The 23,068-nt window shown below is 35.9% G+C and carries 21 protein-coding genes; 18 read left to right on the forward strand and 3 right to left on the reverse strand.

Annotated elements, in window-relative coordinates; translation table 11 throughout:
- Positions 1 to 671: 671 nt before the first annotated feature.
- Complete coding sequence (locus tag C1634_RS07800; RefSeq protein WP_077414878.1) at positions 672 to 1,133, reverse strand: Lrp/AsnC family transcriptional regulator; 462 nt, start codon at positions 1,131 to 1,133, stop codon at positions 672 to 674.
- A 240-nt stretch (positions 1,134 to 1,373) separates the two neighbouring features.
- On the opposite strand from C1634_RS07800, the gene C1634_RS07805 reads away from it, so the two are divergent.
- The 13 genes from C1634_RS07805 to C1634_RS07865 all read left to right on the forward strand — a co-directional run bounded on the left by C1634_RS07805 (position 1,374) and on the right by C1634_RS07865 (position 17,972).
- A complete protein-coding gene (locus tag C1634_RS07805) occupies positions 1,374 to 2,264 on the forward strand; it encodes an aspartate carbamoyltransferase catalytic subunit (RefSeq protein ID WP_103234759.1) in 891 nt (296 codons plus the stop codon).
- Positions 2,265 to 2,440: 176 nt separating this feature from the next.
- Positions 2,441 to 3,514 carry a carbamoyl phosphate synthase small subunit gene (locus tag C1634_RS07810; protein WP_103234758.1) on the forward strand — a complete coding sequence of 358 codons (1,074 nt, stop codon included), beginning with the start codon at positions 2,441 to 2,443 and terminating at the stop codon, positions 3,512 to 3,514.
- 58 nt (positions 3,515 to 3,572) lie between these two features.
- The gene (locus C1634_RS07815; RefSeq protein WP_109738176.1) at positions 3,573 to 3,923 is read left to right on the forward strand and encodes a four helix bundle protein; all 351 of its coding nucleotides are present in this window, start codon (positions 3,573 to 3,575) and stop codon (positions 3,921 to 3,923) included.
- 56 nt (positions 3,924 to 3,979) lie between these two features.
- Positions 3,980 to 7,162, forward strand: a complete 3,183-nt coding sequence (gene carB / locus C1634_RS07820) for a carbamoyl-phosphate synthase large subunit (protein ID WP_109738177.1) — start codon at positions 3,980 to 3,982, stop codon at positions 7,160 to 7,162.
- Between the two features lie 219 nt (positions 7,163 to 7,381).
- Positions 7,382 to 8,953, forward strand: a complete 1,572-nt coding sequence (locus tag C1634_RS07825; RefSeq protein ID WP_103233863.1) for a rhomboid family intramembrane serine protease — start codon at positions 7,382 to 7,384, stop codon at positions 8,951 to 8,953.
- A gap of 121 nt (positions 8,954 to 9,074) precedes the next feature.
- Entirely contained in the window at positions 9,075 to 9,566 is a 492-nt protein-coding gene (locus C1634_RS07830; protein WP_103233862.1) for a hypothetical protein, read from the forward strand.
- 36 nt (positions 9,567 to 9,602) lie between these two features.
- The gene (locus tag C1634_RS07835; RefSeq protein WP_103233861.1) at positions 9,603 to 10,178 is read left to right on the forward strand and encodes a Crp/Fnr family transcriptional regulator; all 576 of its coding nucleotides are present in this window, start codon (positions 9,603 to 9,605) and stop codon (positions 10,176 to 10,178) included.
- Between the two features lie 59 nt (positions 10,179 to 10,237).
- Positions 10,238 to 11,059: an acyl-CoA thioester hydrolase/BAAT C-terminal domain-containing protein gene (locus C1634_RS07840; protein ID WP_103233860.1), complete on the forward strand. Its 822-nt coding sequence runs from the start codon at positions 10,238 to 10,240 to the stop codon at positions 11,057 to 11,059.
- A 157-nt stretch (positions 11,060 to 11,216) separates the two neighbouring features.
- Positions 11,217 to 13,367 (forward strand): TonB-dependent siderophore receptor, encoded by a 2,151-nt coding sequence (locus tag C1634_RS07845; protein ID WP_103233859.1) that lies wholly within the window; start codon positions 11,217 to 11,219, stop codon positions 13,365 to 13,367.
- Between the two features lie 216 nt (positions 13,368 to 13,583).
- On the forward strand, positions 13,584 to 14,858 hold the full coding sequence (locus tag C1634_RS07850; protein ID WP_103233858.1) for a PepSY-associated TM helix domain-containing protein: 1,275 nt from the start codon (positions 13,584 to 13,586) through the stop codon (positions 14,856 to 14,858).
- On the forward strand, positions 14,842 to 15,894 hold the full coding sequence (locus C1634_RS07855; RefSeq protein WP_109738178.1) for an alpha/beta hydrolase: 1,053 nt from the start codon (positions 14,842 to 14,844) through the stop codon (positions 15,892 to 15,894). The genes C1634_RS07850 and C1634_RS07855 overlap by 17 nt, the downstream gene beginning before the upstream one ends.
- A gap of 250 nt (positions 15,895 to 16,144) precedes the next feature.
- Positions 16,145 to 17,131: a polymorphic toxin type 23 domain-containing protein gene (locus C1634_RS07860; RefSeq protein ID WP_109738179.1), complete on the forward strand. Its 987-nt coding sequence runs from the start codon at positions 16,145 to 16,147 to the stop codon at positions 17,129 to 17,131.
- A complete protein-coding gene (locus C1634_RS07865) occupies positions 17,121 to 17,972 on the forward strand; it encodes a hypothetical protein (RefSeq protein WP_103234372.1) in 852 nt (283 codons plus the stop codon). The genes C1634_RS07860 and C1634_RS07865 overlap by 11 nt, the downstream gene beginning before the upstream one ends.
- Positions 17,973 to 18,026: 54 nt before the next feature.
- On the opposite strand, the gene C1634_RS07870 is transcribed toward C1634_RS07865, so the two are convergent.
- Both C1634_RS07870 and C1634_RS07875 read right to left on the reverse strand, forming a co-directional pair.
- The gene (locus C1634_RS07870) at positions 18,027 to 19,055 is read right to left on the reverse strand and encodes a hypothetical protein (RefSeq protein WP_103234371.1); all 1,029 of its coding nucleotides are present in this window, start codon (positions 19,053 to 19,055) and stop codon (positions 18,027 to 18,029) included.
- A 15-nt stretch (positions 19,056 to 19,070) separates the two neighbouring features.
- On the reverse strand, positions 19,071 to 19,928 hold the full coding sequence (locus C1634_RS07875; protein WP_109738180.1) for a hypothetical protein: 858 nt from the start codon (positions 19,926 to 19,928) through the stop codon (positions 19,071 to 19,073).
- Positions 19,929 to 19,997: 69 nt separating this feature from the next.
- On the opposite strand from C1634_RS07875, the gene C1634_RS07880 reads away from it, so the two are divergent.
- The 5 genes from C1634_RS07880 (at position 19,998) to C1634_RS07900 (ending at position 23,066) form a co-directional block, all read left to right on the forward strand.
- Positions 19,998 to 20,516, forward strand: a complete 519-nt coding sequence (locus C1634_RS07880; RefSeq protein WP_103234369.1) for a Crp/Fnr family transcriptional regulator — start codon at positions 19,998 to 20,000, stop codon at positions 20,514 to 20,516.
- Between the two features lie 53 nt (positions 20,517 to 20,569).
- Entirely contained in the window at positions 20,570 to 21,145 is a 576-nt protein-coding gene (locus tag C1634_RS07885) for a DinB family protein (RefSeq protein WP_103234368.1), read from the forward strand.
- Between the two features lie 10 nt (positions 21,146 to 21,155).
- On the forward strand, positions 21,156 to 21,668 hold the full coding sequence (locus C1634_RS07890) for a methylated-DNA--[protein]-cysteine S-methyltransferase (protein WP_109738181.1): 513 nt from the start codon (positions 21,156 to 21,158) through the stop codon (positions 21,666 to 21,668).
- Between the two features lie 62 nt (positions 21,669 to 21,730).
- A complete protein-coding gene (locus C1634_RS07895) occupies positions 21,731 to 22,336 on the forward strand; it encodes a CDP-alcohol phosphatidyltransferase family protein (RefSeq protein ID WP_109738182.1) in 606 nt (201 codons plus the stop codon).
- A 127-nt stretch (positions 22,337 to 22,463) separates the two neighbouring features.
- Entirely contained in the window at positions 22,464 to 23,066 is a 603-nt protein-coding gene (locus C1634_RS07900) for a DUF2911 domain-containing protein (protein WP_109738183.1), read from the forward strand.
- Positions 23,067 to 23,068: the final 2 nt, after the last annotated feature.

Genomic DNA, 23,068 nt, shown 5'->3' on the forward strand with positions numbered 1-23,068 from the left:
AGTTTTAAAATTCGCCCACGAATTCCTTAATTACTTTTCATCCTTAAAAAAATCTTAATGGTATAAAATAAAAGGATTTACTCGAGTTCAATTTTGAATTTGGTAGATTTTGCTGGCTAGTGAAGTATTATTTATAGTTGAAAATAAAGAGTAAATATACTGCCCAAAATTTTATCGAAGATAAAATCTTTGCGCCCTATAGCATAAAGTTGATGATTTTTTTGCGTCTTTGCGTTTTTCTAACAAAATAAAACCTGTTGGTAAGCGCAAAGGCGCAAGGAATAAAACAAATATGTATTGTAAGACGCAAGAAAATCAAAGATTTCAGCAAGTAAAGTCGGAATTAATTGCAAGTTTAAATCGGAAATATTTATTCCAGATCAATTTTAAATTTGATCAATTTTGTTGTCTTGTGAAGTAGTATTTATAGTTGAAAATAAAGATTAAATATACTGCCCAAAATTTTATCAAAGATAAAATCTTTGCGCCTGATAGCATAAAGTTGATAAATTTCTTTGCGTCTTTGCGTTTTTCTAACAAAATAAAATATAATGGTAAGCGCAAAGGAGCAAGGAATAAAACAAATATGTATGTGTATTTCAAGATGCAAGAAAATCAAAAATTTTCAGCAGGTGAAATCGGGATTGATTGTAAGTTTAAAGCGGAAATATTTATTCCAGGTCAATTTTAAACTTGGTAGATTTTTTTACCTCATGAAGCACGATGGAGCTGTGGTACTGCCCGATATTAGGAATGTTTGAGATAACATTCACAGCAAATTCGTTATAAGAATTGATGTCTTTAGCAATTATTTTTAACATATAGTCATACTCTCCGGAAAGGCTGATGATTTCCTGTACCTCATCATATTTTCCGATATGTTCTTCAAAGGTTTCCAATACTTTCTTGGATTGTTCCTTCAGACGGACATTACAGTAGACGACAATATTTAAACCCAATTTTTCACGGTTTAAAAGCCCGACATATTTCTGAATGATTCCCTGTTTCTCCAATTGTTTGATTCGCTCATACGTAGGAGTAAAAGTAAGACCAATCTTTTCGGAAATTTCTTTAACCGATAGTGTAGAGTCTTCCTGAATAATGCTGAGAATCATTTTGTCTTTTAAATCCATAGAATAAATTTGAGTTTTAACAAAAATATTAATTTTAAATGAGAATAAGGAAATACTGAGGTTTTTAATTTATTTTAAACTTAATTTTTGTAGGTTCATAAAATTGTTATATCTTTGCACCTAATGAATAAAAAAGCATTTATATCATTAGATTTACCGGGCGAAAGCGCCCTTTACGATATTTATTGTTATTAGCGAAGATTGTTGTCTTCGCTTTTTTTATGCCCAAAAATAAGAATTATGTTTACGATTACAGAACTAAGCACCGAGAGAATCAACAGTATACTGACAGAAGCAATGGCTTTTGCAAATGGTAAAACTGCTAAAATTGAAGGAGAAGTTTTTTGCTCAAACCTTTTCTTCGAAGACAGTACAAGAACCAAAACAAGTTTTGATCTTGCAGAAAGAAAACTGGGACTTCAGATAGTTCCTTTTGATGCATCGCACAGTTCGGTAAACAAAGGCGAAAGTCTTTATGATACAGTAAAGACCATCGAAAGTATAGGAGTAGACCTTGTTGTCATCCGCGATAAGAAAGACAGATACTTCGAGGAACTGAAAAATATTAACATTCCGGTAATCAATGGAGGTGACGGAACAGGAAACCACCCTTCACAATGTATGCTGGACTTGCTGACGATCTATCAGGAATTCGGAAAGTTTGAAGGATTGAAAGTAGGAATTGTAGGAGATGTAAAACACAGCCGTGTTGCCAACTCAAGTGCAGAAGCATTAAGAAGATTAGGCGCTAAAGTATACTTCTCAGGACCTGAACAATGGTTTGACGAAGGAGCTTTGATCAACGGAACCTATCTTTCAGTAGATGAACTGATCGTTGAAGTAGATGTGCTGATGTTATTAAGAATTCAACACGAAAGACATGATGCGGCAATGAGCTTCACTGCTTCAGAATACCATAAAAGATATGGTCTGACCAAAGACAGAGAGCGGGTAATGAAAAAAGAAGCAATCATCATGCACCCGGCACCAATCAACAGAGGAGTGGAAATAGATTCAGACCTTGTAGAATGTGAAAGATCAAGAATCTTCAAACAAATGCAAAACGGAGTATTCGCCAGAATGGCCATTTTGAAAGAAGCGTTGGAAGAAAAAGGGTATACTTTTAAATAAGAGCCAAGGTAAAAGAGCTAGGTTAAAAGTAAGAAGTTAAAAGTTAAAGAGCCCCGGAGGGGCGGCCTGTTAATAGCAATGGGAGAACCCCATAGAAATAAAAAGGATTTAAATAATCCGAGCCCTGTAAGGGCGACCTGTTAATGACATATAATAATAAGAGATAAAAGTTTAAAATGAAGAAAAAATTAATACTGGAGTCCGGTGAAGTGTTTCATGGAGAAGGTTTCGGAGCAGAATTGGAAACTGCAGGAGAAGTAGTTTTCAATACCGGAATGACAGGGTATCAGGAATTGATTTCTGACCCATCATATTGCGGTCAGATAGTTTGTATGACCTATCCGCTTATCGGGAATTATGGTATTAACCGTGATGATTATGAAAGTATAGAGCCGGCAATCAAAGGGCTTATCGTAAAAGAACTTTGCGATCTTCCTTCCAACTTCCGTACTCAGATTACTTTAGATGAATTATTTAAAAAGAAAAACCTTTCAGGAATTTCAGGAATTGATACGAGAAGACTGACAAGAATTCTTCGTAACTATGGAGTGGTGAAAGGAAAAATTGTGAACGCTGATGCTGATGAAGCTGCAGTAGCTGCAGAGCTGAAAGCAACGAATTTCCCAACCAATCAGGTAGAGGAAGTTTCAACAAAAACACCTTATGCTAACCCTAACAGAGGTTTCAAAGTAGTGTTGGTAGATTTCGGTGCAAAACTGGGAATTATCAGAGAGCTATCTCAAAGAAACTGCGATATCATCGTTGTTTCACAGGATACTACAGCAGAAGAGATTCTATTGATGGATCCGGACGGAATCATGCTGTCAAACGGTCCTGGTGACCCGGAAGATGTGCCGCATGCTTTGGATATGATCAGAGGGTTATTAGGAAAAGTTCCGATCTTCGGAATCTGTTTAGGACACCAGTTGATTGGTCTTGCTTGTGGAGCGAAAACTTTCAAACTGAAATTCGGACACAGAGGAGGAAATCACCCGGTATTGGATCTGGAGAAAAATACAGTAGCTATTACTTCTCAGAACCATGGGTATGCAGTAGATCAGGAAAGTTTAAAAGGAACAGACCTTATCGAAACACACATTGCATTGAACGACAGAACAAATGAAGGTCTAAAACACAAGATCCACCCTTGTTTCTCTGTTCAGTATCACCCTGAAGCAAGCCCAGGCCCTGAAGATGCAAACTACCTGTTTGATGAGTTTATTCAAATGATGGAGGACTTTAAGAAGTAAAAATAAAATAAGGAGCCAAGAACCAAGAGTCAAGACTTAAGACGGAAAAAACATACAGATGCACAACTTTGAAAAACTACTTTTCTGGCAAAAATCTATTGCGTTGGCAAAAAATATTTATATTATTTGTAAAGAGATAAGCAGTGATGAAAAGTTTGGTTTGATTTCTCAAATTAAAAGATGTGTCGTTTCTATTCCTTCTAATATTGCTGAAGGTTCTGGGAGAAATAGCAGTAAAGAATTTAATCACTTTCTTGCTATTGCTTTAGGCTCTGCATTTGAATTGCAAACTCAATTGATTTTGGTGAAAGAGTTGAATCTTTTAACTGAAGACAAAGTAAATGCTTTATTAAATGAAGTTTCTGAAATTCAAAGAATGATTTACTCATTCAAAAATAGTTTAAAATAAAGTCTGGAAATCTTGGCTCTTGGCTCTAGATTCTTGACTCTAATAAAAAAAGAAAAATGGCAAAACGTACAGATATAAAAACAATTTTAGTAATCGGTTCAGGACCTATCATCATTGGTCAGGCAGCTGAATTTGATTACGCAGGAACGCAGGCTTGTCTGTCTTTAAAGGAAGAAGGCTACAAGGTAATTTTGATCAATTCAAACCCTGCAACAATTATGACAGATGTGGAAATCGCTGATAAAGTATATATCGAGCCGATTTCATTACAGTTTGTAAGCCACATCATCAGAAAAGAACGTCCTGATGCATTATTACCAACACTTGGAGGACAAACAGGACTGAATATGGCTGTTGAGTTGGAAAAATCAGGAATTCTTGAAGAATGCAAAGTGGAAGTATTGGGTACTACACTTTCTGCGATCAACAGAGCAGAAGACAGAGACCTTTTCCGTGAATTGATGAGAGAATTGAACGAACCGGTTCCAGACTCTGATATTGTCAATACCGTAGAAGGAGCCCTTGCATTTGCAAACGAGATTGGCTATCCGGTAATTGTTCGTCCTGCCTTTACAATGGGAGGTACAGGAGGAGGTATCGCTTCAACTGAAGTAGAATTGAAGGAAATTGCTGAACTGGGATTAAAGCACAGCCCGGTTACACAGTGTCTTATTGAAAAATCAATCGCTGGTTTCAAAGAAATTGAATACGAAGTAATGCGTGATGCAAACGACAATGCCATTGTGGTTTGTAACATGGAAAATATAGATCCGGTAGGTGTTCACACAGGAGACTCTATCGTAGTGGCACCTTCTCAGACGCTTTCAGACAGAGAGTATCAGTTACTGAGAAATGCTTCTTTAAAAATCATCAGAGCTTTAGGAATCGAAGGAGGGTGTAACGTACAGCTGGCTTTAGATCCAAATTCATTCGACTACTATATCATCGAGGTAAACCCAAGAGTTTCCCGTTCATCGGCTTTAGCAAGTAAAGCAACAGGATATCCGATTGCAAAAATTGCTGCAAAAATTGCTGTAGGATTAACGCTGGATGAAATCATGAACCCGGTAACAGGAAAAACATACGCATGTTTCGAGCCTGCTCTTGACTATGTAGTAACAAAATTCCCAAGATTCCCATTCGATAAATTCGAAACAGCAGACAGAAGACTTTCTACTCAGATGAAAGCGACTGGTGAGGTAATGGCAATCGGAAGAAATCTTGAAGAATCCCTACAGAAAGCAATCCGTTCATTAGAAACAGGAATCAAACATTTAGGATTAAAAACAAAGCAGGCTGAGGCTCTTACTGCTGAAGAAATCGAAAGAAGAATCAGAGTGTGTGATGATGAGAGATTATTCATCATCGGTGACGCTTTAAGAAGAGGATATGATTGGGAACAGATTGTAGAATGGAGTAAAATCGACAAGTTCTTCATCTGGAAACTGAAAAAATTAGTTGATTTTGAAAAAGTAATCGCTGAGAACAAATTTAATAAAGAAACATTAATTGAAGCTAAAAAATTAGGTTTTGCAGATGTTACTATTGCTGTTCTTTGGGATGTAGCAGAACGTGAGGTTTTCAACTTTAGAAAAGAAAACGGAGTAATGCCGGTTTACAAAATGGTAGATACTTGTGCCGCTGAGTTTGAAAGTGAAACCCCTTATTTCTACGGAACTTACGAAGAAGAGAACGAAAGTGTTGTTTCAGACAAAGAAAAAATCATTGTACTGGGTTCAGGACCTATCAGAATCGGACAGGGAGTTGAGTTTGACTACGCTACTGTTCACTCAGTATGGGCGATCAAAGAAATGGGTTACGAGGCAATTATCATCAACAACAACCCTGAAACTGTTTCTACAGACTTCTCGATCTCTGACAAATTATACTTCGAGCCACTTACGGAAGAAGATGTAATGAACATCATTGATCTTGAAAAACCTAAAGGGGTAGTTGTACAGTTCGGAGGACAGACGGCGATCAACCTTGCCGATAAATTAGCATCTCACGGAGTACAGATCTTAGGAACTTCATTAGAAGACCTTGACAGAGCTGAAAACAGAGACAAATTTGAAAAAGCACTTCAGGAAATGGGAATTCCTCAGCCAAAAGGAAGAACATCTACATCAAAAGAAGAAGCGATAAAAATTGCAAACGAAATCGGCTACCCGGTATTGGTACGTCCAAGCTACGTTCTTGGAGGTAGAGCAATGGAAATTGTATACGCAGAAGCAGAATTGGCTCACTATATGGAAAACGCTGTAGAGGCTAGCCCAGAGCACCCTGTTTTGGTAGACAAGTACATGGTAGGAAAGGAAATTGAAGTAGACGCCATCTGTGACGGTGAAACAGTAGTAATTCCGGGAATTATGGAACATATCGAAAGAGCAGGAGTTCACTCCGGAGACTCTATAGCGGTATATCCACCACAGAATATCTCTCAGAGCGAAATTGATACCCTGGTAGACTATACGGAAAGGCTGGCAAAAGGATTAAAGGTGATCGGATTAATGAACATCCAATACGTTCTTTTTGAAGGAAATGTTTACGTAATCGAGGTGAACCCACGTTCTTCAAGAACAGTTCCTTTCTTATCTAAAATCACAGAGGTTCCAATGGCTAACCTTGCAACAAAGGCAATTTTAGGACAAAAACTGAAAGATTTAGGTTACAAAAACGGATTGGTTCCAAACAAAGAAGGCGTATTTGTAAAAGTACCGGTGTTCTCTTTCTCAAAATTAACGAAAGTTGATATCTCTTTAGGCCCAGAAATGAAGTCTACAGGAGAAGTAATGGGGAAAGATACCACCCTTGAAAAAGCACTTTACAAAGGATTGGTTGCAGCAGGAAGAAAAGTTCCTATGCACGGGTCTATCTTGTTTACAGTAGCAGATAAGCACAAAGAAGAAGCAGCAGCTCTTGCAGCAAGATTCCATGAAGTAGGATTCAGAATCTGGGCTACAGAAGGTACTGCGAAGTTCTTCGGAGAAAAAGGAATCCCTTGCAAAATCGGATACAAAATAGGAGAAGAAAGCGTAAACCTTATCGACCTGATTCAGAAAGGAAAAGTTCAGTATGTTGTAAATACCACTACAAAAGGTAAACAGGCAGAAAGAGACGGATTCCAGATCAGAAGAATGAGCGTGGAAAACGGTGTTCCTTGTTTGACGTCAATGGATACAGTAGAAGCGATCTTAAAAGTAATCGAAAGCATGAGCTTCAAAATGGAGACGATGTAATTTCGATCAAGAATAAATATTCCAAACCTCATAGATTTCTGAAATCTATGAGGTTTTTTTAATTAAATTTTTAAGAAATAAGTAACTTTGAAAACCTAGTTATTAGCAGGTTTAGAAGCAGAGCAAGGCTTTAGTGGGAGATCTGATAGCTGAACATAATGATAAAGACAAACTCAACATAAGAAAAATTGAGGACTGTCTGAAATATTGAAAAACAGAATGAAAGATAAATTACAATTTATTTATAAACCATTTTTATTAATTGCATTAGGTTTTATTTTATCATATACCTTTCTGAATTGGTTCCTTTTTATGAAAATAGGTATCCCATTGAAAGAAGATATTGTTGAGTTTTGGCTACCTATTGGGTTGTCTTCTGTCCTAATTTTGATTTGTCTTCGACCAAGGATAAAATTGTTGAAATTTAAAAATGAGAACTCTTCTTTTGTTTACCAGTTATTAGCTTGTATTGCTATCGCTATTCCGACAATTATTGCTCAAAAATATTTAGTAACTGCTACAGGAAAGCTGACGAATTTAAATGTCATTTCAGAACTGCCTAAAAAAGACAATACAAAATATTATACTCTTAAAAATTATTATATAGATAAGCATCATATTGCGATACAAAATACTGTATCTACTTCAGGACGAAATAACGAACATTTTAATATGCTTATTTATGTTACAATGCCGATCTTAGAAAGTGCTTCTGATACGATTAATAAAACTCACAAATATTGGTTAGGAAAACTCTACTCAGAGCAAATAAGCAATAGTCTTTCTGATGAAAAGAAAAAAGAAAAGTATAAGCTATTGGCAGAACGATCACAGAAAGAATTTGAAAATACAGATTTTCATAAATTCATTTATTTAGAAAACATTGGAAATACGGAAGATCATGATGAATATAATAAAGCTCTTGAAAAAATAGAGCAAAATTTATCTCATGATAATATAATTTTTGAAGCGAGAACAGAACCATTTGAAACGCGAAATGGAAATAAGTTTTTCTGGGTACTGGGCTCTTTTGGGATAGGTGCTTTTGTCTATTTCCTCTTATTGTTGTTTCCCAAATTTCATAGCAGTAAATTAGAAAACTTTAAGAAAAAAGGGATTACTGAAATAGATTCTGACATAAAAGAAATCCTTGATATGTTTATTCCAAAAGAAGGATTTTTTATAACTCCTATTTTAATTGATTTCAATCTACTGATTTACCTATTAATGGTTTTCTCAGGATTGGGATTAGTTTCTTTTAAAAGTGATGATTTATTGAATTGGGGAGCTAATTTTAGACCCTCGACTATAGACAATCAATGGTGGCGCCTGCTAACAAACATTTTTCTACATGGAGGATTAATGCATATTTTCGTAAATATGGTTGGACTCTTATTTGTCGGAATTTTCCTTGAACCACTTTTAGGCAGAGGAAAATACTTGTTGATATATTTAATAACAGGTATTCTAGCCAGCTTTACAAGTATTTGGTGGTATGATGCAACGGTAAGTGTTGGAGCCTCAGGAGCAATTTTTGGCTTATATGGTTTTTTTATAGCTTGTATGCTTTTTAAAGTATTTTCAGCGGACTTTAGTAAAGCTTTTTTAATCAGTACGCTTGTTTTTGTAGGTTTTAATTTGCTCATGGGGTTCACGGGAGGTATTGATAATGCTGCCCACATTGGTGGATTGGTGGCTGGATTTATTATCGGAATGATCTTGTCTGGGCGATTGAAAAAAGGAGTAGAGCCTACTGCAGAACATCAAAGTAAAGAAGATCAGCCCAATTAATTATCAAACGTTTTAAAAACACATTATGTTTGCCGAATTATTTATAAATTAGTGCGTTAAAATTCAGTCTGTTATTAATATTTAAAAACTAATAAAAATTCCACCAAATCAAAATATAACCATGGCAGAATATCAGGCAAAATCAAGCAATTCTTTATCTTTTGAAGTCACAAAAGACAGTCAGTTTATAGGAAGACTTATCTATACAAGCTGGTTTAAATTCAATGCAGAAATTGAGATTGGTAACCGCTTTTATCTGGTTGAACCCAAAGGTTTCTGGGGAACAACTATTGAGTTGAAAGACAATGAAAGGGTTCTTCTGAAGTTTCGCATGAACTGGAATGGAGAAATTGTCATTCAGACCTATTTTGATGGAGTGAAAGACGGGTTTCTTTTTAAGCATAGAGGAATATTTAAAGAATCATTTGTATTGGCTGATCAGGAGGGAACAGAGCTTTTTGTGATGAAGCCGAATCTGAAGTGGAGTTCTATGAACTATGAATATAATATCACGACCTCTGAAAAATTCGAAACACTTCCGAATAAAGAAATTGTTTTAATTAACGCATTACATTGCGCCAATTATTATATGTCCATGATGATGGCTATGTAAAGGATATAAACCTTTTTTAGTTCTTAATAAGTTTCTATGGTATCAGGATTTGATCATATTATCGCTCATTTCAGCCATTATATTAAAGTGAGTGATACGTTGAGAAATGAGCTTGAAAGCAGATTATCTTTTCACACTTTTGAAAAAGGTGAGCTGGTACAGGATGCGGATAAGGTTTGTACAAAAAGCTATTTTATTCTCAAAGGGCTGGTGAGAACCTATTATCTGAAAGATGGAGTTGAGATCAGTGAATATTTTTCTTGTGAAAATGAATGGATCAATTCTCCTAAAAGTTTTATAGAAAGAACTAAGGACATCTACTATATCGACTCTCTTGAAAAAACAGAAACCTTTTGCCTGAAGGTGAATGATCTCGGTTATCTTTTCGACCATTTCCCGGAAATGGAACGGTATGCAAGACTCTCTATGGGAAGCGTATTTGGGCATCTCATGGAAAGAATTACTTCACAGAGATTCTCGACAGCAAAAGAAAAGTATGAACATTTTCTAAAGGGGTATAAAGGGATTTACCACCGGATTCCACTGGGAATGGTGGCTTCCTATCTGGGAATTACACAATCTACTCTGAGCAGATTACGTACAGAAAAGTAGTTTTTGATCTAGAGCAAAAATAAATCCATTGTACGGGTCTATTTTTGGCAAAAAAAATCATGAAACTATTATTTAAAATTTTCTTTTTTCTGTTAATAAGCGTTACTCTGAATGCGCAGGATACTATTCATTCCAAAAACACAGATGCTGTCTTATATACTCCCTCAAAAAAGATAAAAGGCTTGATAGTAGGCCTGGGAGGTTCAGAGGGAGGTAATGCTTGGGCGTCCAGACATTGGAAATCAGTAAGGGATCAGTTCCTTGATAAAGACTATGCTTTTTTGGCATTAGCCTATTTTGGTTCAAAGAATTCCCCGAAGTTTCTTGACAAAATTGAGATTCAGAATGTGTATAATGCTATATCGGCTGCTAAACAGAAAACGCATACAGATAAAATAGCGATAGTAGGAGGTTCCAGAGGTGCTGATCTTGCCCTGCTTCTTGGAAGCTATTATCCTGATATTTCTTGTATTATTGCTCTTTCGGCCAGCCATGTTGCTTTTCCCGGAAATACCAGCCATTTTTCTACTTCCAGCTGGACATTTGGAGGTAAAGAACTTCCTTTCGTTCCTGTCAATGAAGCCGCAGTTCCTTTTATGATTCAGCAGGATATAAGAAAAGCGTTCGAAGCAATGCTGCAGGATAAAACCGCTGAAGCTAAGTCTCTTATAAAAGTAGAAAATTCTAAAGCTTCTATTTTACTGATGTCCGGTAATCAGGATGAAATATGTCCATCGGCAGAGATGTCAGATAAAATAATTCAGAGGCTTAAAGACAATCATTATCAGTATCATTTTGAACATCGTAAATGGGAAGGTACTCATACTGAACCTTACCAGCATTTTGACCAGGTTTTTATCTTTCTTCAAAAATATTTTTAAAATAAAAATGTAAACACATATAAAATTGGGTTCTTGAATTTTCAGGAACCCTTTATTTATGGGCTATTCAAGAAAGAGTATTTCATGATTTGCATCATGTTTTTATTTAGAATTAATAAAAATAAGTAATTTTGCTCGACTAAGCTTAATTATAAAAATGAAAAAAATTACTATTTCTGCATCTTTGTTAGCAGTGGCTATGCTGAGTGCACAGGAAACGGATACCATTAAAGTGTCCGAGATCCAGTCAGTCTCACTTCAGGGAACCCACAATTACAGAACCAAAAAGTCTGAATCCATAGCAAGACTTCCTTTGGAGAACCTGGAAAATCCTACCGTTTATAATCTCGTTCCCAAAGAAATCATCAGTGAAATGGGAGCTGTTGATTTCAATACAGCAATGGCTTCTGCTCCGGGAGTTGTCGTAAGCAACAGTGTGAATGACAGTGGAAACGATATTTTTCTGAGAGGATTCAGCTCAAATGCCAGTTTCAGAAACGGATTGACGCAAAACCCGCGAGTGCAGTCCGAGATTGCTAATATTGAAAGAGTAGAAGTAATAAAAGGGCCATCCGGAACCTTATTCGGAGGAACGCTGGCCAATTACGGTGGAGTGGTAAATGTGGTAACCAAAAAACCACAGGAGAAATTCGGGGGAATTATCAATTACACCACCGGAAGCTGGGGAATGAACAGAATCACAGCGGATGTGAATACGCCTTTAAATAAAGAGAAAACAGCTTTAGCCAGATTCAATGTGGCTGCTTATTCACAAGACTCTTTCCAGGATGCCGGCTATAACAAAGGATTATTTTTCTCAGGAAGTGTTTTGTACAAGGTAAGCGACAAAACCACAGTAACGCTTGATACCGAATTTCATGCACCAGATAAAACATTGAATGCTTATGTAAGAAACTCAGAAAAACTGACCTTACATTCGATGAAAGACCTTGAAGTAGCGTATAAAAGAGCATTTACAAGCAATGATATCGGTTCCAAAAGAACCAATTTTGTAACGATGGCTGAGGTTACTCATAAATTCAACGATCAATGGACTTCACGAACATCTTACCAAAGAGGCGAAGCCAATGAAAATGAATCTATCTTTTTAGTCCTCAGGTATTTGAATAACAATCAGGTGGAAAGAATGATCCGTCCTTTTGATAGTTTTAAAATTACGACAGATAACGTCCAGCAGAATTTTATCGGAGATTTTAAAATAGGAGGCTTAAGGAACCGCCTTGTTGTCGGAATAGATTATTTCCAGCAAAAAACCAGATATCAATATCCATATTATGAAGCCAACGGATACAGCAATGTCTTCCTGCCTTATGATAAAGTGAATCTTGACAGTTCTTCAGCATGGGACCCGATCTCAAGAAATAAATTCATGAATAAGGATAGAAAATCTACAGAATCTGATATTACAACATTCAGAACAATAAGTGGTTATGTCTCTGATGTATTGAATATCACAGATAACCTTTTGATAATGGCAAGTTTGAGAGTAGACAGCTATAAAAATGACGATACCATTGTGAATGGGGTAGAGATTTCTACTAAAAACGGGTATCCTGAAAATAAAGTCTCGGGCTACAGTCAGACCCAGTTTTCGCCAAAATTTGGATTGGTATATGAAATTGTTAAAGAGCAGATTTCATTCTTTGCCAATTACGTAAATGGGTTTAAAAACTATGCTCCATCGCTTAATGAAGCTGGAGTTTTAACAAAATGGGATCCTGAGCAGGGAAATCAGATTGAAACGGGTTTCAAACTGGATCTTTTTAATAAAAAATTACTGACGACGGTAAGTTATTATAATATCAATGTCAAAAACAGACTTGTTGCTGATCCAGGTGGAATAGGAAGTATTCAGGATGGTAATATTAAAAGTCAGAGACTGGAAATAGGAATTATCGCCAATCCCTTTAAAGGATGGAATATCGTTGCTGGATACGGCTATAACGACAACAAGTATGATGACCGAAGCAAAGACAAAGGGAAAAGAATGGCCTGGACCCCTAAACATGTAGCGAATCTATGGACCAGTTACAAGATTATGGATGGCGCTTACGAAGGAATTGGTTTCGGGGCAGGATTTAATTTTGTAGACCAAACATATATCAACATCACGAATCATTTCCTGGCACCGTCTTATACAACGGTAGGAGCAACGGTTTTCTATGACAAGAAAAAATACAGGATTGGACTGAAAATGAATAATGCCCTGAATGAAATGTATTGGAACTTCTATGGGCAGCCACAGAAACCAAGAGAGATTCTTGCCAACTTCGCATTCAAATTTTAATCCTTAAAAAAACAAAAAAAATCTCAAAGAAAATATAAGGGTGAAAACCGCAAAGGCGCAAATATTAGATTTATAACGTGTAAGTCTTCCTGGAGCTTCAAATATGCTAAAGTAAACAGTAACAGGAATACTCCTTTCACTTTACAACATGCACAATGATAAATTCTTTTGCGCCCTTGCATTTTCAACCCGTATAATTTGGGAATACTAAAAGATATGGAAAACAAAAAAACTAATCCCAGGAAAAAGCAAGGAAAATCCCTTACCAAAAGGATTACCGGATGGCTGCATCTCTGGCTCGGATTGGTATCCGGGATCATTGTGCTGACTGTTACCCTTTCAGGAACGGTATTCGTCTTTTGTGATGAAATTATTGATCTGTGCGGTGGAAATGCCAAATATGTTCAGGCTCCGGCCAATGCCAGAAAAATGACACCCGAGGAATTGCTTGCCCAGTTTCATCAACAGGTTCCGGACAGGAAAGCATTTTATTTTGATACCTATAAAGAAGCAGACAGAAGTTTCAGGGTAGCTTCAGCTACCAAGCCGCCTAAAGATAAAAATGCAGGTAAAGCAGAGAAACCTAAAAAAAAAGAACGCGGTCCGCGAGGGGTATTTGCCTACCATTATCTTGACCCTTACACCGGAAAAGTGATCGGTTCTACAAAAAGCTATGAATTTTTCTATGTAGTAGCTCATATTCATGCTCAATTGCTGGCAGGGAAGTTTGGTAAAACGGTGGTCGGAATTGCCTCAATCATATTTTTTATTCAGCTAATCGGCGGACTGATTCTTTGGTGGCCCAAAAAATGGAATAAAACCACAAGAACGGCTGCATTTAAAATTAAATCAGGAACAAAATGGCGTAGAAAAAACTACGATTTTCATAATGTCTTTGGTTTCTATTCATTGCTTCCGGCGGTATTTATTACCATCACAGGACTGATTATGGCTTACAAGGTTTTGACAGATCTTACGCAACAGGCCTTCGGAGGAGCAGCAGACGTCCATACCATTGCTGAAAAATACGAACCCAAGTTTGATCCTGAGAAAAAGGCATTGTCTTTTTCTGCTTTTGTAGATAAAAATTTCAAAGAATTTCCTACAGCCCAACAGTTCAGAATTAGTATTCCCAGAAATGATTCTACAGCTGTTTACCATGTGGCTGCTGCCAAATTCATTGGATTAAAAAGTCTTGTCAACGGAAAAACAATGGAAGCCAACAAATACACAGGAAATGAAATCAATTATCCAAAGGAAGTTCAGATGCATGAAGTGATAGAACATATGAATTTTGATCTTCATGTAGGCTATTGGGGCGGTATGTTTGGAAAAATATTCACCTTCATTATCGGAATTATCTGTACAAGCCTTCCTATTACAGGGTTTCTGATCTGGTGGGGCAGAAGAAAAAAATCACCAAAAAAGAATAAAGAAATTACAAACATTCATCAACACAGAAAAGATTCACATCATGAACAATTGGTTTAAAATTATATGCCTTTCACTATTTTTATTGTGTACATGGGGCAAAGCTCAGGAGAAATTGACAATAGGAGAGAAGCAGAACGTATTTTCAAAAGTTTTGAATGAAAACCGGGAAATCTGGGTTCATCTGCCTAAAACATATAACGACAGTACCATCAATCCTGCAAAGTATCCGGTAATTTATCTTTTAGACGGAGAAATCAATTTTGAATATTATACAGGATTGACAGATTTTATTGCCAGAACACCTTATGCAGATATTCCGGAATGCATTGTCGTAGGAATAAAAAATACAGAAAGAACAAGAGATCTTACGCCCACAAAATCTCAAAAGAAAAGCCCGGTAAATCCTACTCTTACCCTTTTTTCTGACAGTGGCGGAAGCGAAAATTTTGTAAAATTCCTGCACGAAGAACTGAAGCCATTTATCCAAAAAAATTACAGAACACAGGAATATTCTGTTTTGGTTGGGCATTCTTTTGGAGGGCTGTTTGCCATCAATACATTTCTTACTCATCCAGACTATTTCAACGCCTATGTTGCAAATGATCCGAGTTTATGGTGGGATAATAAAGTGATGATTACAAAGACAAAAGAATATCTGGAGAAGAATAAAAAATTCCCGGCAAAAAAAACGCTGTATGTTTCCCAGGCAGACAATGAAGAGCAGCAGAAAAACTGGAATTCTGATATGACCCAGGCCATTGAAGAATTTAAAGGAATTATAGAAAAGAACGGATCCCTGAATTATAAGCACAGCTTTTTTGAAGGAGAAACCCATGGAACGGTTTCCTATCCCGGAAATTATGAAGCATTGAAATTTATATTTAAAGGTTTCAGAACCAATATAAAACAATTCGCCAAAAATCCTAAACTGCTTGAAGAAGATTATAAAAAACTTTCAGAGAAAATAGGAACCGAATTTACCCCTTCAGAAGCCTATCTGAATGTAGTCATCAAGTTCATGAAGAGCAATGATTTTAAAGAGTCCGAAACGTATTTTATCAATCTCAAAAATAGATATTACCCCATTAAATAATTGACTGAAACCATAAAAAGCAAATTTGCAAACGAGCAGATTTGCTTTTTTATTGATCGTTGTAGATGAAAAATAATAGGGCAAAGATCACCCAAAATGGGGATGGTAATGTTGAGTTTTTGTATCTAAATTTGTTAAGCTAACAGTTGGAAACTTGTTGAAATACAGATTGTATAGTGTAGATTGAAACAGATGAATCTTTCTGAAAAAACACTAACTTAAAGAAGTAAAAACTGATAAAACTGATACTATGAAAAAACAAATTTTGATAATTGGGGCACTATTTTTTATTCCCGGTTGGATAATGTCGCAAATGAACATCAATCAGGCAGATCTGCCCAGGAATATTCAGGTGGGTGTAGCAGCAAAAGCTATCATAGAGCTTCAATATGGAACCCCCAATGTAAGGTTTGGAATAAGTACAGGAGTAGGATATCTTGCTTTTAATTCATTGCTGCCAGCTGTAAATATTGAGTATATTATCAATTATGGCGGACTGAGTACTTATCAAGGCCCAGATAAAAAGCGGTTTTCGAACCAATTTGTAGGTTCACTATCTTTAACTTCGGGTTTGAATAATGAATTTAGAAATAACTCTTTAGAGTATATCAGGAACAGAAATAAGCCCCTTTATTACTTTACAGATTTAACGCAGCCATCATTACAAAACCCATTTAATTCTTCATTTACTTTTGGAACCAATTGGGTCTATCATCTTTCGGTCAATATCTCTAAACCGAACCGTTTGCAAAGGGTTGGTTTTTTGGGCCTTAAAATAGAAAATTTTCAATTTGGATATCTTAATGATGGGGGAACACCAATTAAGAGAATTGGTTTAGGAGACAAAGAAGATCGATATTACACAGGGGGTGGATTTGTCAATATCAATTTACCAATGGACCGTAAAATCAATACTATTAATGCCAGTTTTTATAGGTTTACAGGATATTCGGAACTTGCTTTTGATACTGCAGATGAATTTCTTTTCGGTTATGTGGATTATGCTGATCCGAAGCAAAAATACTTCAATCATGGCTTCTGGAATTTTGGGATAGGAAATACAGAGCATTGGAACGGATTTATAAGGCTCAATAATGTTTATGATCTGTCTGAAGTTCAGAATATTATCCATTATTTTACCAAAAGCTCTTATCATCAGAATCAGAAACCTTTTTATATTTCTGCAGGAGGCTCTTATAATATGTCTAATCTTAATCTTTCCAATCATGAAAAATAAAGTGCTTATGTTTTTGCTATTACTTTCTCTTTTCAGTTGTAAAAGTTTTTTCAATCACACGGAAAAAGAAATAAAAATATTAAGTGATAATGAAGAAATCAGGCTTTCTGAAATCAAACTTTCTGATTTTACCGCTTTTATCCGCTATGTAAATAGAGATTATCCTTCTAAATGTTTCTATGGAACTAATAATCCTAATAGATTTTCAGAAGTAAATACCAATAGCGAATTAAATCCGAACCCTGAAAAGTCTGAAAAATTAGAACAGCAGTATGTTTTGATTGCTAAGGTTAAAAATGCTAAAGGACAGAAGAAAGTGATCTTTATTAGTACTATCCAACCTTTTAAAAGTGGAAAAAAAATAAGCTATGATTATCCTGTTTTTGATAAAGATGAATATATCAATATTAATTTTTTCAATTTTTTTAAGTTAGGTTATTTGGATGAAAATAAGTCCGTCATTACTTTTTATAAAGATTGTTGTCATAAAGATTATTGGCATTTTAAGTGGAAAGAAGATGGATCTATTCACATAAGAGGTTTAGAATTTGATTATAAAACAAGATTTGGGGAAGCTAATAAATTTTATGGTTTGAATCAAAAAACTTGGATGCCAATAGAATATCATCCGTTAAATAATTTTAAGTTTATGATCAATAGTGATCTGGAAAGCTCTCCGGAAGGCGAGTGTAGTACTGAAATTGAAGAAGAAAATAAAATTTATTTTGATGAAATAAATAAGAGAATGTATTTTCACTTCAATACTTATTTTGATTATGGAAATAAGTATAAATGGCTGTATTTTAAAGAAGATAGGGTTATTAATCATTGGATAGATTAATAAAAAGGTTTTCCTGTAGAGAAAACCTTTTTACCATTTTACTTTTTCATCCCATTAATGTCTGTTATCACAATTAATTGGGAAATCCTTCTCTTTTTTATCTAAAAAGCTAATGGAAGGACAGCCAAATGACTGTGCAATAAATCCAAAAACAACAGGAGATTTTCCTTTGAAAAGATAGCCTGTATATTGGAATCTATTGGCTTCGTCAGCATCTATTCCATAAAGCGGTAAGAACTCACCACCATCACTTTCGGCGAGAGAAAATGTCTTCTCCGCAATCTTCTCATTATGATCATTGATGATTACAAGTTTACGTTCCACAGTGTTTCCTTCTTCAAGATAATCCTGCAGGTAATAGGTCATATTTTCATATTGTGACTGGTAGGTTTTTCCCTGAATCAATTTTGAAGGGCTAAAATATTTCTTTGAGATATCAGTATTAGCCTTTTGCCATTTCACAGCCTTCATTTTATTTTCCACGAAAGGATTTTTATTCCCAAAATAAGCGATGGCATTATTGAACCGGTCGTGGTCCGCTATCTTTTGGTGAGTGGCTACCTGAAAGCCCATCATATAAGACTCAGGATCCAGTTCTTCACTATCTGAATAAGGACTTAAATAAGCTACAGCTTTTAATTGACTGATTGGCATTCTTTGAAGTTTATTAGAGCCATATTCATAGATATACAATGAGTCATTTTCAGTAAGATGAATGCCGTTAAGCAGTTTTTTTCTGCTGGGAGCATCCAGCTCAAAATGCTGGCGTTCTTCGAAAGTCATCTGCTTCTGATTTTTGATGATATCAGCCGGAATGGGCGGAGTATCCTTAAAGATATCTGAAACAGAAATAAAAATATCCATATCGGAATCTTTTTCAGCGGATGAAATGGTAGACAAGCTGAAAATATTAAAATTCTGATAATCTATTTTCTCTTCCGTTTTTGTTGTTTTTACAGAGTCATTAGCTGCTTTTGTGGCTGTGACACTTGTTTTTTTGTCATCTTTCTTACAGCTTACAATCGCTAATGGAAAAGATAAAAGCACTAGGGCTGTATTGATCTTCATAATTCTTCTTAACATGAGTATTGTGTTTAATTATAATTTATAATAAGGTTCTGAAAAGTATTTGCTCGGTTTGATATATGCCATTTGTCTCTCCATATCGAAGATCCAGATAAACCTGCGGAGCATATCTGCCCCGAAATAATTTACATGCTGGGTTTTCAGATCACCTGAGAAAAAGCCTGCTGAAACATCTTTGAACACGATATTTCCCAACTTGAAAAAAGGCAGAATTCCCTGTTTCGTAATCATACTTTTTCCTGCTGAGTTTTTCAGTGTTTTTTGTCCCGTCACTTTTAGTTTTTTATCAAGTTCCTGCTCTTCAGCAAAATCATTGCTGTATAGAATACCTCCTGAATAACCGGATTGAAGGGCGAAATAAGCCTCTTTCTGATGCTTTCCATCCACAACGTTATCCGCTGATATATAAAAGGCTTCATGGTCTAAAATGATTTTTATGGGCTGGAAGCCACTTAGATCAGGTTGATGCTTCTGATCATACATGACAAACTGGTTATTGTCATAATCGATCTTAAAAGCCTTACCATCAAAAATCCCGGTTCCAATTTTCCCGTCAGCTTCATGTCCTGCTAATTGGTTATCAAAAAAACGGACATCCTTTTGAGTTATTTTTCCTATTTCTATGGTATTATCGTCGCTTATTTCCTCTTTATTGAAAATAATGTGATCTGCTTTTCGCTGGCGTTCGGGTGAAATAGCACAATCTTTCATGGCAATCTGGAACATCAGATCCAGGGAGTCCTTTTTGTTGACAAGGGTTTTGACAATGATATTGTTATGTTTTGTAACCCGGAAGGGGATGGTTTGCTGTGCTTTCATACCAGACAGTCCGGCAGAAAACAGTATCAATAGGACTGTTCTTTTGAGCATTTTAGGTGATTAGTGTTTTAAAAATTTAAAATTACCCATTATCTTTGGAATAGCAAATAGTAAAATGAAATGGTTGAAAAATTGCTTCAAAGCGGAATCCATTGGGAAAAGAAAGAATTCAGACGACAGGATTTTGTGAAGATCTCGGGCAGTACAGATACCTCTATTTATTATATCGAAAAGGGGAGTGTCCGGATCTTTATGATGGATGAAAATGAGGAAAGAATCATTCGTTTCGGATACACCGGAAATATCATTGTCAGCCTGGATTCCTTTTTATCAGGAAAACCATCGGATCTTTATATTCAGGCGATTAAAAAAACAACGGTGAAAGTCGCTTCAAAAAAGGATTTTTATGAGTGGATACAATCCAATGAAGAACACATGAAGTTCTGGATGAATATTTTGGAAGATCTGGTACTCCAACAGTTGGAAAGAGAAAAAGATTTGCTCATAAACGCCCCGGGAGAACGTTTTGAGAGGGTTTTGAAACGAAGCCCGAAGTTGTTTCAGGAAGTCCCTAATAAATATATCGCCAATTACCTGAGAATGTCACCGGAAACTTTGTCAAGGCTTAAAAAATCTTGAGTTCAGTCAAGATTTAAGTAGGATAAGATCAGGATATTTGCATAAAAAGTGTAATGAAAATTTCAGCCTCAAAATTATTAGATGAACTCAAAGAACTAACTCACCAGTATTTACAAGATGCAGAAAAGCTTTTACAAAAAACAGAAGAAGAGCTTAACTTTAGAGCCTCACAGGATAGTTGGAGCACATTAGAATGTCTGGAGCACCTTAACCGATACGGAGATTTTTATATCCCGGAAATTGCAAACAGAATATCGGCCTCCAAAACCTCAGCAAAACCTCTTTTCAAGCCAGGACTCCTTGGGAATTATTTTGCAAATACAATGCTTCCGAAAGAAAAACCAAATACAATGAAAACCCTTAAAGCAATGAATCCCATCCACAGCAGGTTGAATAAAAGTGTCGTTGACGTATTTATAAGCCAACAAAAACAGTTACTCGAATTATTAGAAAAAGCACAGCATATTGATCTGGAAAAAACAAAAACGAGTATCAGCATTTCAAAACTGATCAAACTGAAGCTGGGGGATACTTTCCGTTTCGTTATTTATCATAATACAAGGCATATGGAACAGATAAAAAGAATAGTAATTCATAAAAAAGAACATAGGGTTTTCAAAAAGGCTTAATTTTAACCTAATGGAAATCATACACCAAAAAAATATATCAACCCCTCTGGGAGAAATGATTGCCTGTGCCGTTGATCAGGGAATTTGTCTGCTGGAATTTACAGACCGGAAAAATATTGAAAAACAGCTGAAGGCCTTATCAAAAGCTTTGAATACAGAAATTGTACAAGAAGAGCATCTTCATTTCCGACAATTGGAAGATGAGCTGAAAGAATATTTTGAAGGGAAGAGAAGCCACTTTGAAGTTCCGTTGTTTATTACGGGAACAGCGTTTCAGGAAAAAGTATGGCAGCTTCTCCGCGAAATTCCAATGGGAGAGATAAGAACTTATAAGCAGCAATCAGAACTTCTTGGAAACCCGAAAGCAATACGTGCAGTAGGAACAGCCAACGGAATTAATAAAATTGCCATATTAATTCCCTGCCATCGTGTAATAGGCTCAAATGGTGAATTGGTAGGCTATGCCGGAGGTATCTGGAGAAAACAAAAATTATTGGAACTGGAAAAGGCTATTTTGTTTTAGAAATAGTAAAAAATATTTTTATCCCTATCTTTCACCACTTAAAATAAGTTTTCCATCTTTTTATGAAATCGAAAATCCCGGCTATTTTAATTTTTTCCAGACTGATTATTGGGTTTGTCATCATTTCTTTAAGCCTTCTCAAAATAGAAAACTATCAGATCATTGCTGTCGTTCTTTTATCCATAGGATTATTGACTGATATTTTTGATGGTATTATAGCAAGACATCTTCATATTTCAACTCAGAAACTCAGACGTCTGGATTCTACTGTTGATCAGATCTTTTTTGTCTCGGTAGGAGTGGCCACTTATATTCAATGTCCTATTTTTTTCGAAACAAATGCTTACAAAATAGCCATTCTTGCAGGATCTGAAGTTCTTATTTATCTGGTAAGCTTTTTAAAATTCCGAAAAGAAGTAGCAACACACTCTATCGGGGCCAAAATCTGGACTTTACTACTTTTTGGAACATTAATTCAGGTTATTTTACAATGCCAGTCAATTGTTTTATTTAACCTCTGTTTTTGGATTGGTCTGCTTACGAGAGCAGAGATTATAGCGATTCTTTTAATCCTCAAAACCTGGACTAATGATGTTCCTTCCGTTTTTCATTCAATCCAGCTCAGAAAAGGAAAAACGATTAAAAGAAACAAGATTTTCAATGGCTAGTATTGGTGTTAAAAAGGATTTGGCCGGAATAATATGTTAATAGAAAAATATCGGTAAAATAAAAATTATTGAAATTAGAGAAAGCTGTTTTATTTTGATTTTCGTAATTTTAAGCAAAAATTTACACGTGAAAAATTTAATAGCAGCAGTTTGCATTTCAATTTCAGCATTCAGTTTTGCACAAGATTATTCTGTGCCGGCAGCAAGTCCGCGTCAGAAGGTTGAGCAGCAGTTTTCAATGTCTAAAATCTCTGTCGACTACGGAAGACCAGGAGTGAAGGGACGTAAGATCTTCGGAGAATTGGTTCCTTATGGCCAGGTTTGGAGAGCAGGGGCTAACTCATCTACGAAAATTACTTTCGGACAAGCCGTTAATTTCGGTGGAAAAACTGTACCGGCAGGAACATACGGGCTATTTATTGTTCCTACAGAAAAAGAATGGAAGGTGATCCTGAATAAGGATTTCCAACAATGGGGTGCTTACACTTACGATCCTAAACAGGATGTAGTAGATGTTATGGTACCGGTTAATAAACTTACTGACAAACAGGAGTGGTTTGAAATTACTCTGAATCCTACAGATGAAAACTCAGGGAACTTAGTGATCAAATGGGATATGGCTCAGGCAGAAGTTCCATTGAAGCCATCAAAATTAGATACAGTAATCAAGATTTCTGACAAATTGAAAGAAATCAAGAAAATAGAATCTGATTCAACTAAAAAGAGCTAAAT

It is taken from the genome of Chryseobacterium viscerum (assembly GCF_002899945.2).
Taxonomy (GTDB): Bacteria; Bacteroidota; Bacteroidia; order Flavobacteriales; family Weeksellaceae; genus Chryseobacterium; species Chryseobacterium viscerum.

Excerpts from the sequence above, each read along its gene's own strand:
- C1634_RS07800 (WP_077414878.1), bottom strand. The coding sequence starts at position 1,133 with ATGGATTTAAAAGACAAAATGATTCTCAGCATTATTCAGGAAGACTCT.
- C1634_RS07805 (WP_103234759.1), top strand. The coding sequence starts at position 1,374 with ATGTTTACGATTACAGAACTAAGCACCGAGAGAATCAACAGTATACTG.
- C1634_RS07810 (WP_103234758.1), top strand. The coding sequence starts at position 2,441 with ATGAAGAAAAAATTAATACTGGAGTCCGGTGAAGTGTTTCATGGAGAA.
- C1634_RS07815 (WP_109738176.1), top strand. The coding sequence starts at position 3,573 with ATGCACAACTTTGAAAAACTACTTTTCTGGCAAAAATCTATTGCGTTG.
- carB (WP_109738177.1), top strand. The coding sequence starts at position 3,980 with ATGGCAAAACGTACAGATATAAAAACAATTTTAGTAATCGGTTCAGGA.
- C1634_RS07825 (WP_103233863.1), top strand. The coding sequence starts at position 7,382 with ATGAAAGATAAATTACAATTTATTTATAAACCATTTTTATTAATTGCA.
- C1634_RS07830 (WP_103233862.1), top strand. The coding sequence starts at position 9,075 with ATGGCAGAATATCAGGCAAAATCAAGCAATTCTTTATCTTTTGAAGTC.
- C1634_RS07835 (WP_103233861.1), top strand. The coding sequence starts at position 9,603 with ATGGTATCAGGATTTGATCATATTATCGCTCATTTCAGCCATTATATT.
- C1634_RS07840 (WP_103233860.1), top strand. The coding sequence starts at position 10,238 with ATGAAACTATTATTTAAAATTTTCTTTTTTCTGTTAATAAGCGTTACT.
- C1634_RS07845 (WP_103233859.1), top strand. The coding sequence starts at position 11,217 with ATGAAAAAAATTACTATTTCTGCATCTTTGTTAGCAGTGGCTATGCTG.
- C1634_RS07850 (WP_103233858.1), top strand. The coding sequence starts at position 13,584 with ATGGAAAACAAAAAAACTAATCCCAGGAAAAAGCAAGGAAAATCCCTT.
- C1634_RS07855 (WP_109738178.1), top strand. The coding sequence starts at position 14,842 with ATGAACAATTGGTTTAAAATTATATGCCTTTCACTATTTTTATTGTGT.
- C1634_RS07860 (WP_109738179.1), top strand. The coding sequence starts at position 16,145 with ATGAAAAAACAAATTTTGATAATTGGGGCACTATTTTTTATTCCCGGT.
- C1634_RS07865 (WP_103234372.1), top strand. The coding sequence starts at position 17,121 with ATGAAAAATAAAGTGCTTATGTTTTTGCTATTACTTTCTCTTTTCAGT.
- C1634_RS07870 (WP_103234371.1), bottom strand. The coding sequence starts at position 19,055 with ATGTTAAGAAGAATTATGAAGATCAATACAGCCCTAGTGCTTTTATCT.
- C1634_RS07875 (WP_109738180.1), bottom strand. The coding sequence starts at position 19,928 with ATGCTCAAAAGAACAGTCCTATTGATACTGTTTTCTGCCGGACTGTCT.
- C1634_RS07880 (WP_103234369.1), top strand. The coding sequence starts at position 19,998 with ATGGTTGAAAAATTGCTTCAAAGCGGAATCCATTGGGAAAAGAAAGAA.
- C1634_RS07885 (WP_103234368.1), top strand. The coding sequence starts at position 20,570 with ATGAAAATTTCAGCCTCAAAATTATTAGATGAACTCAAAGAACTAACT.
- C1634_RS07890 (WP_109738181.1), top strand. The coding sequence starts at position 21,156 with ATGGAAATCATACACCAAAAAAATATATCAACCCCTCTGGGAGAAATG.
- C1634_RS07895 (WP_109738182.1), top strand. The coding sequence starts at position 21,731 with ATGAAATCGAAAATCCCGGCTATTTTAATTTTTTCCAGACTGATTATT.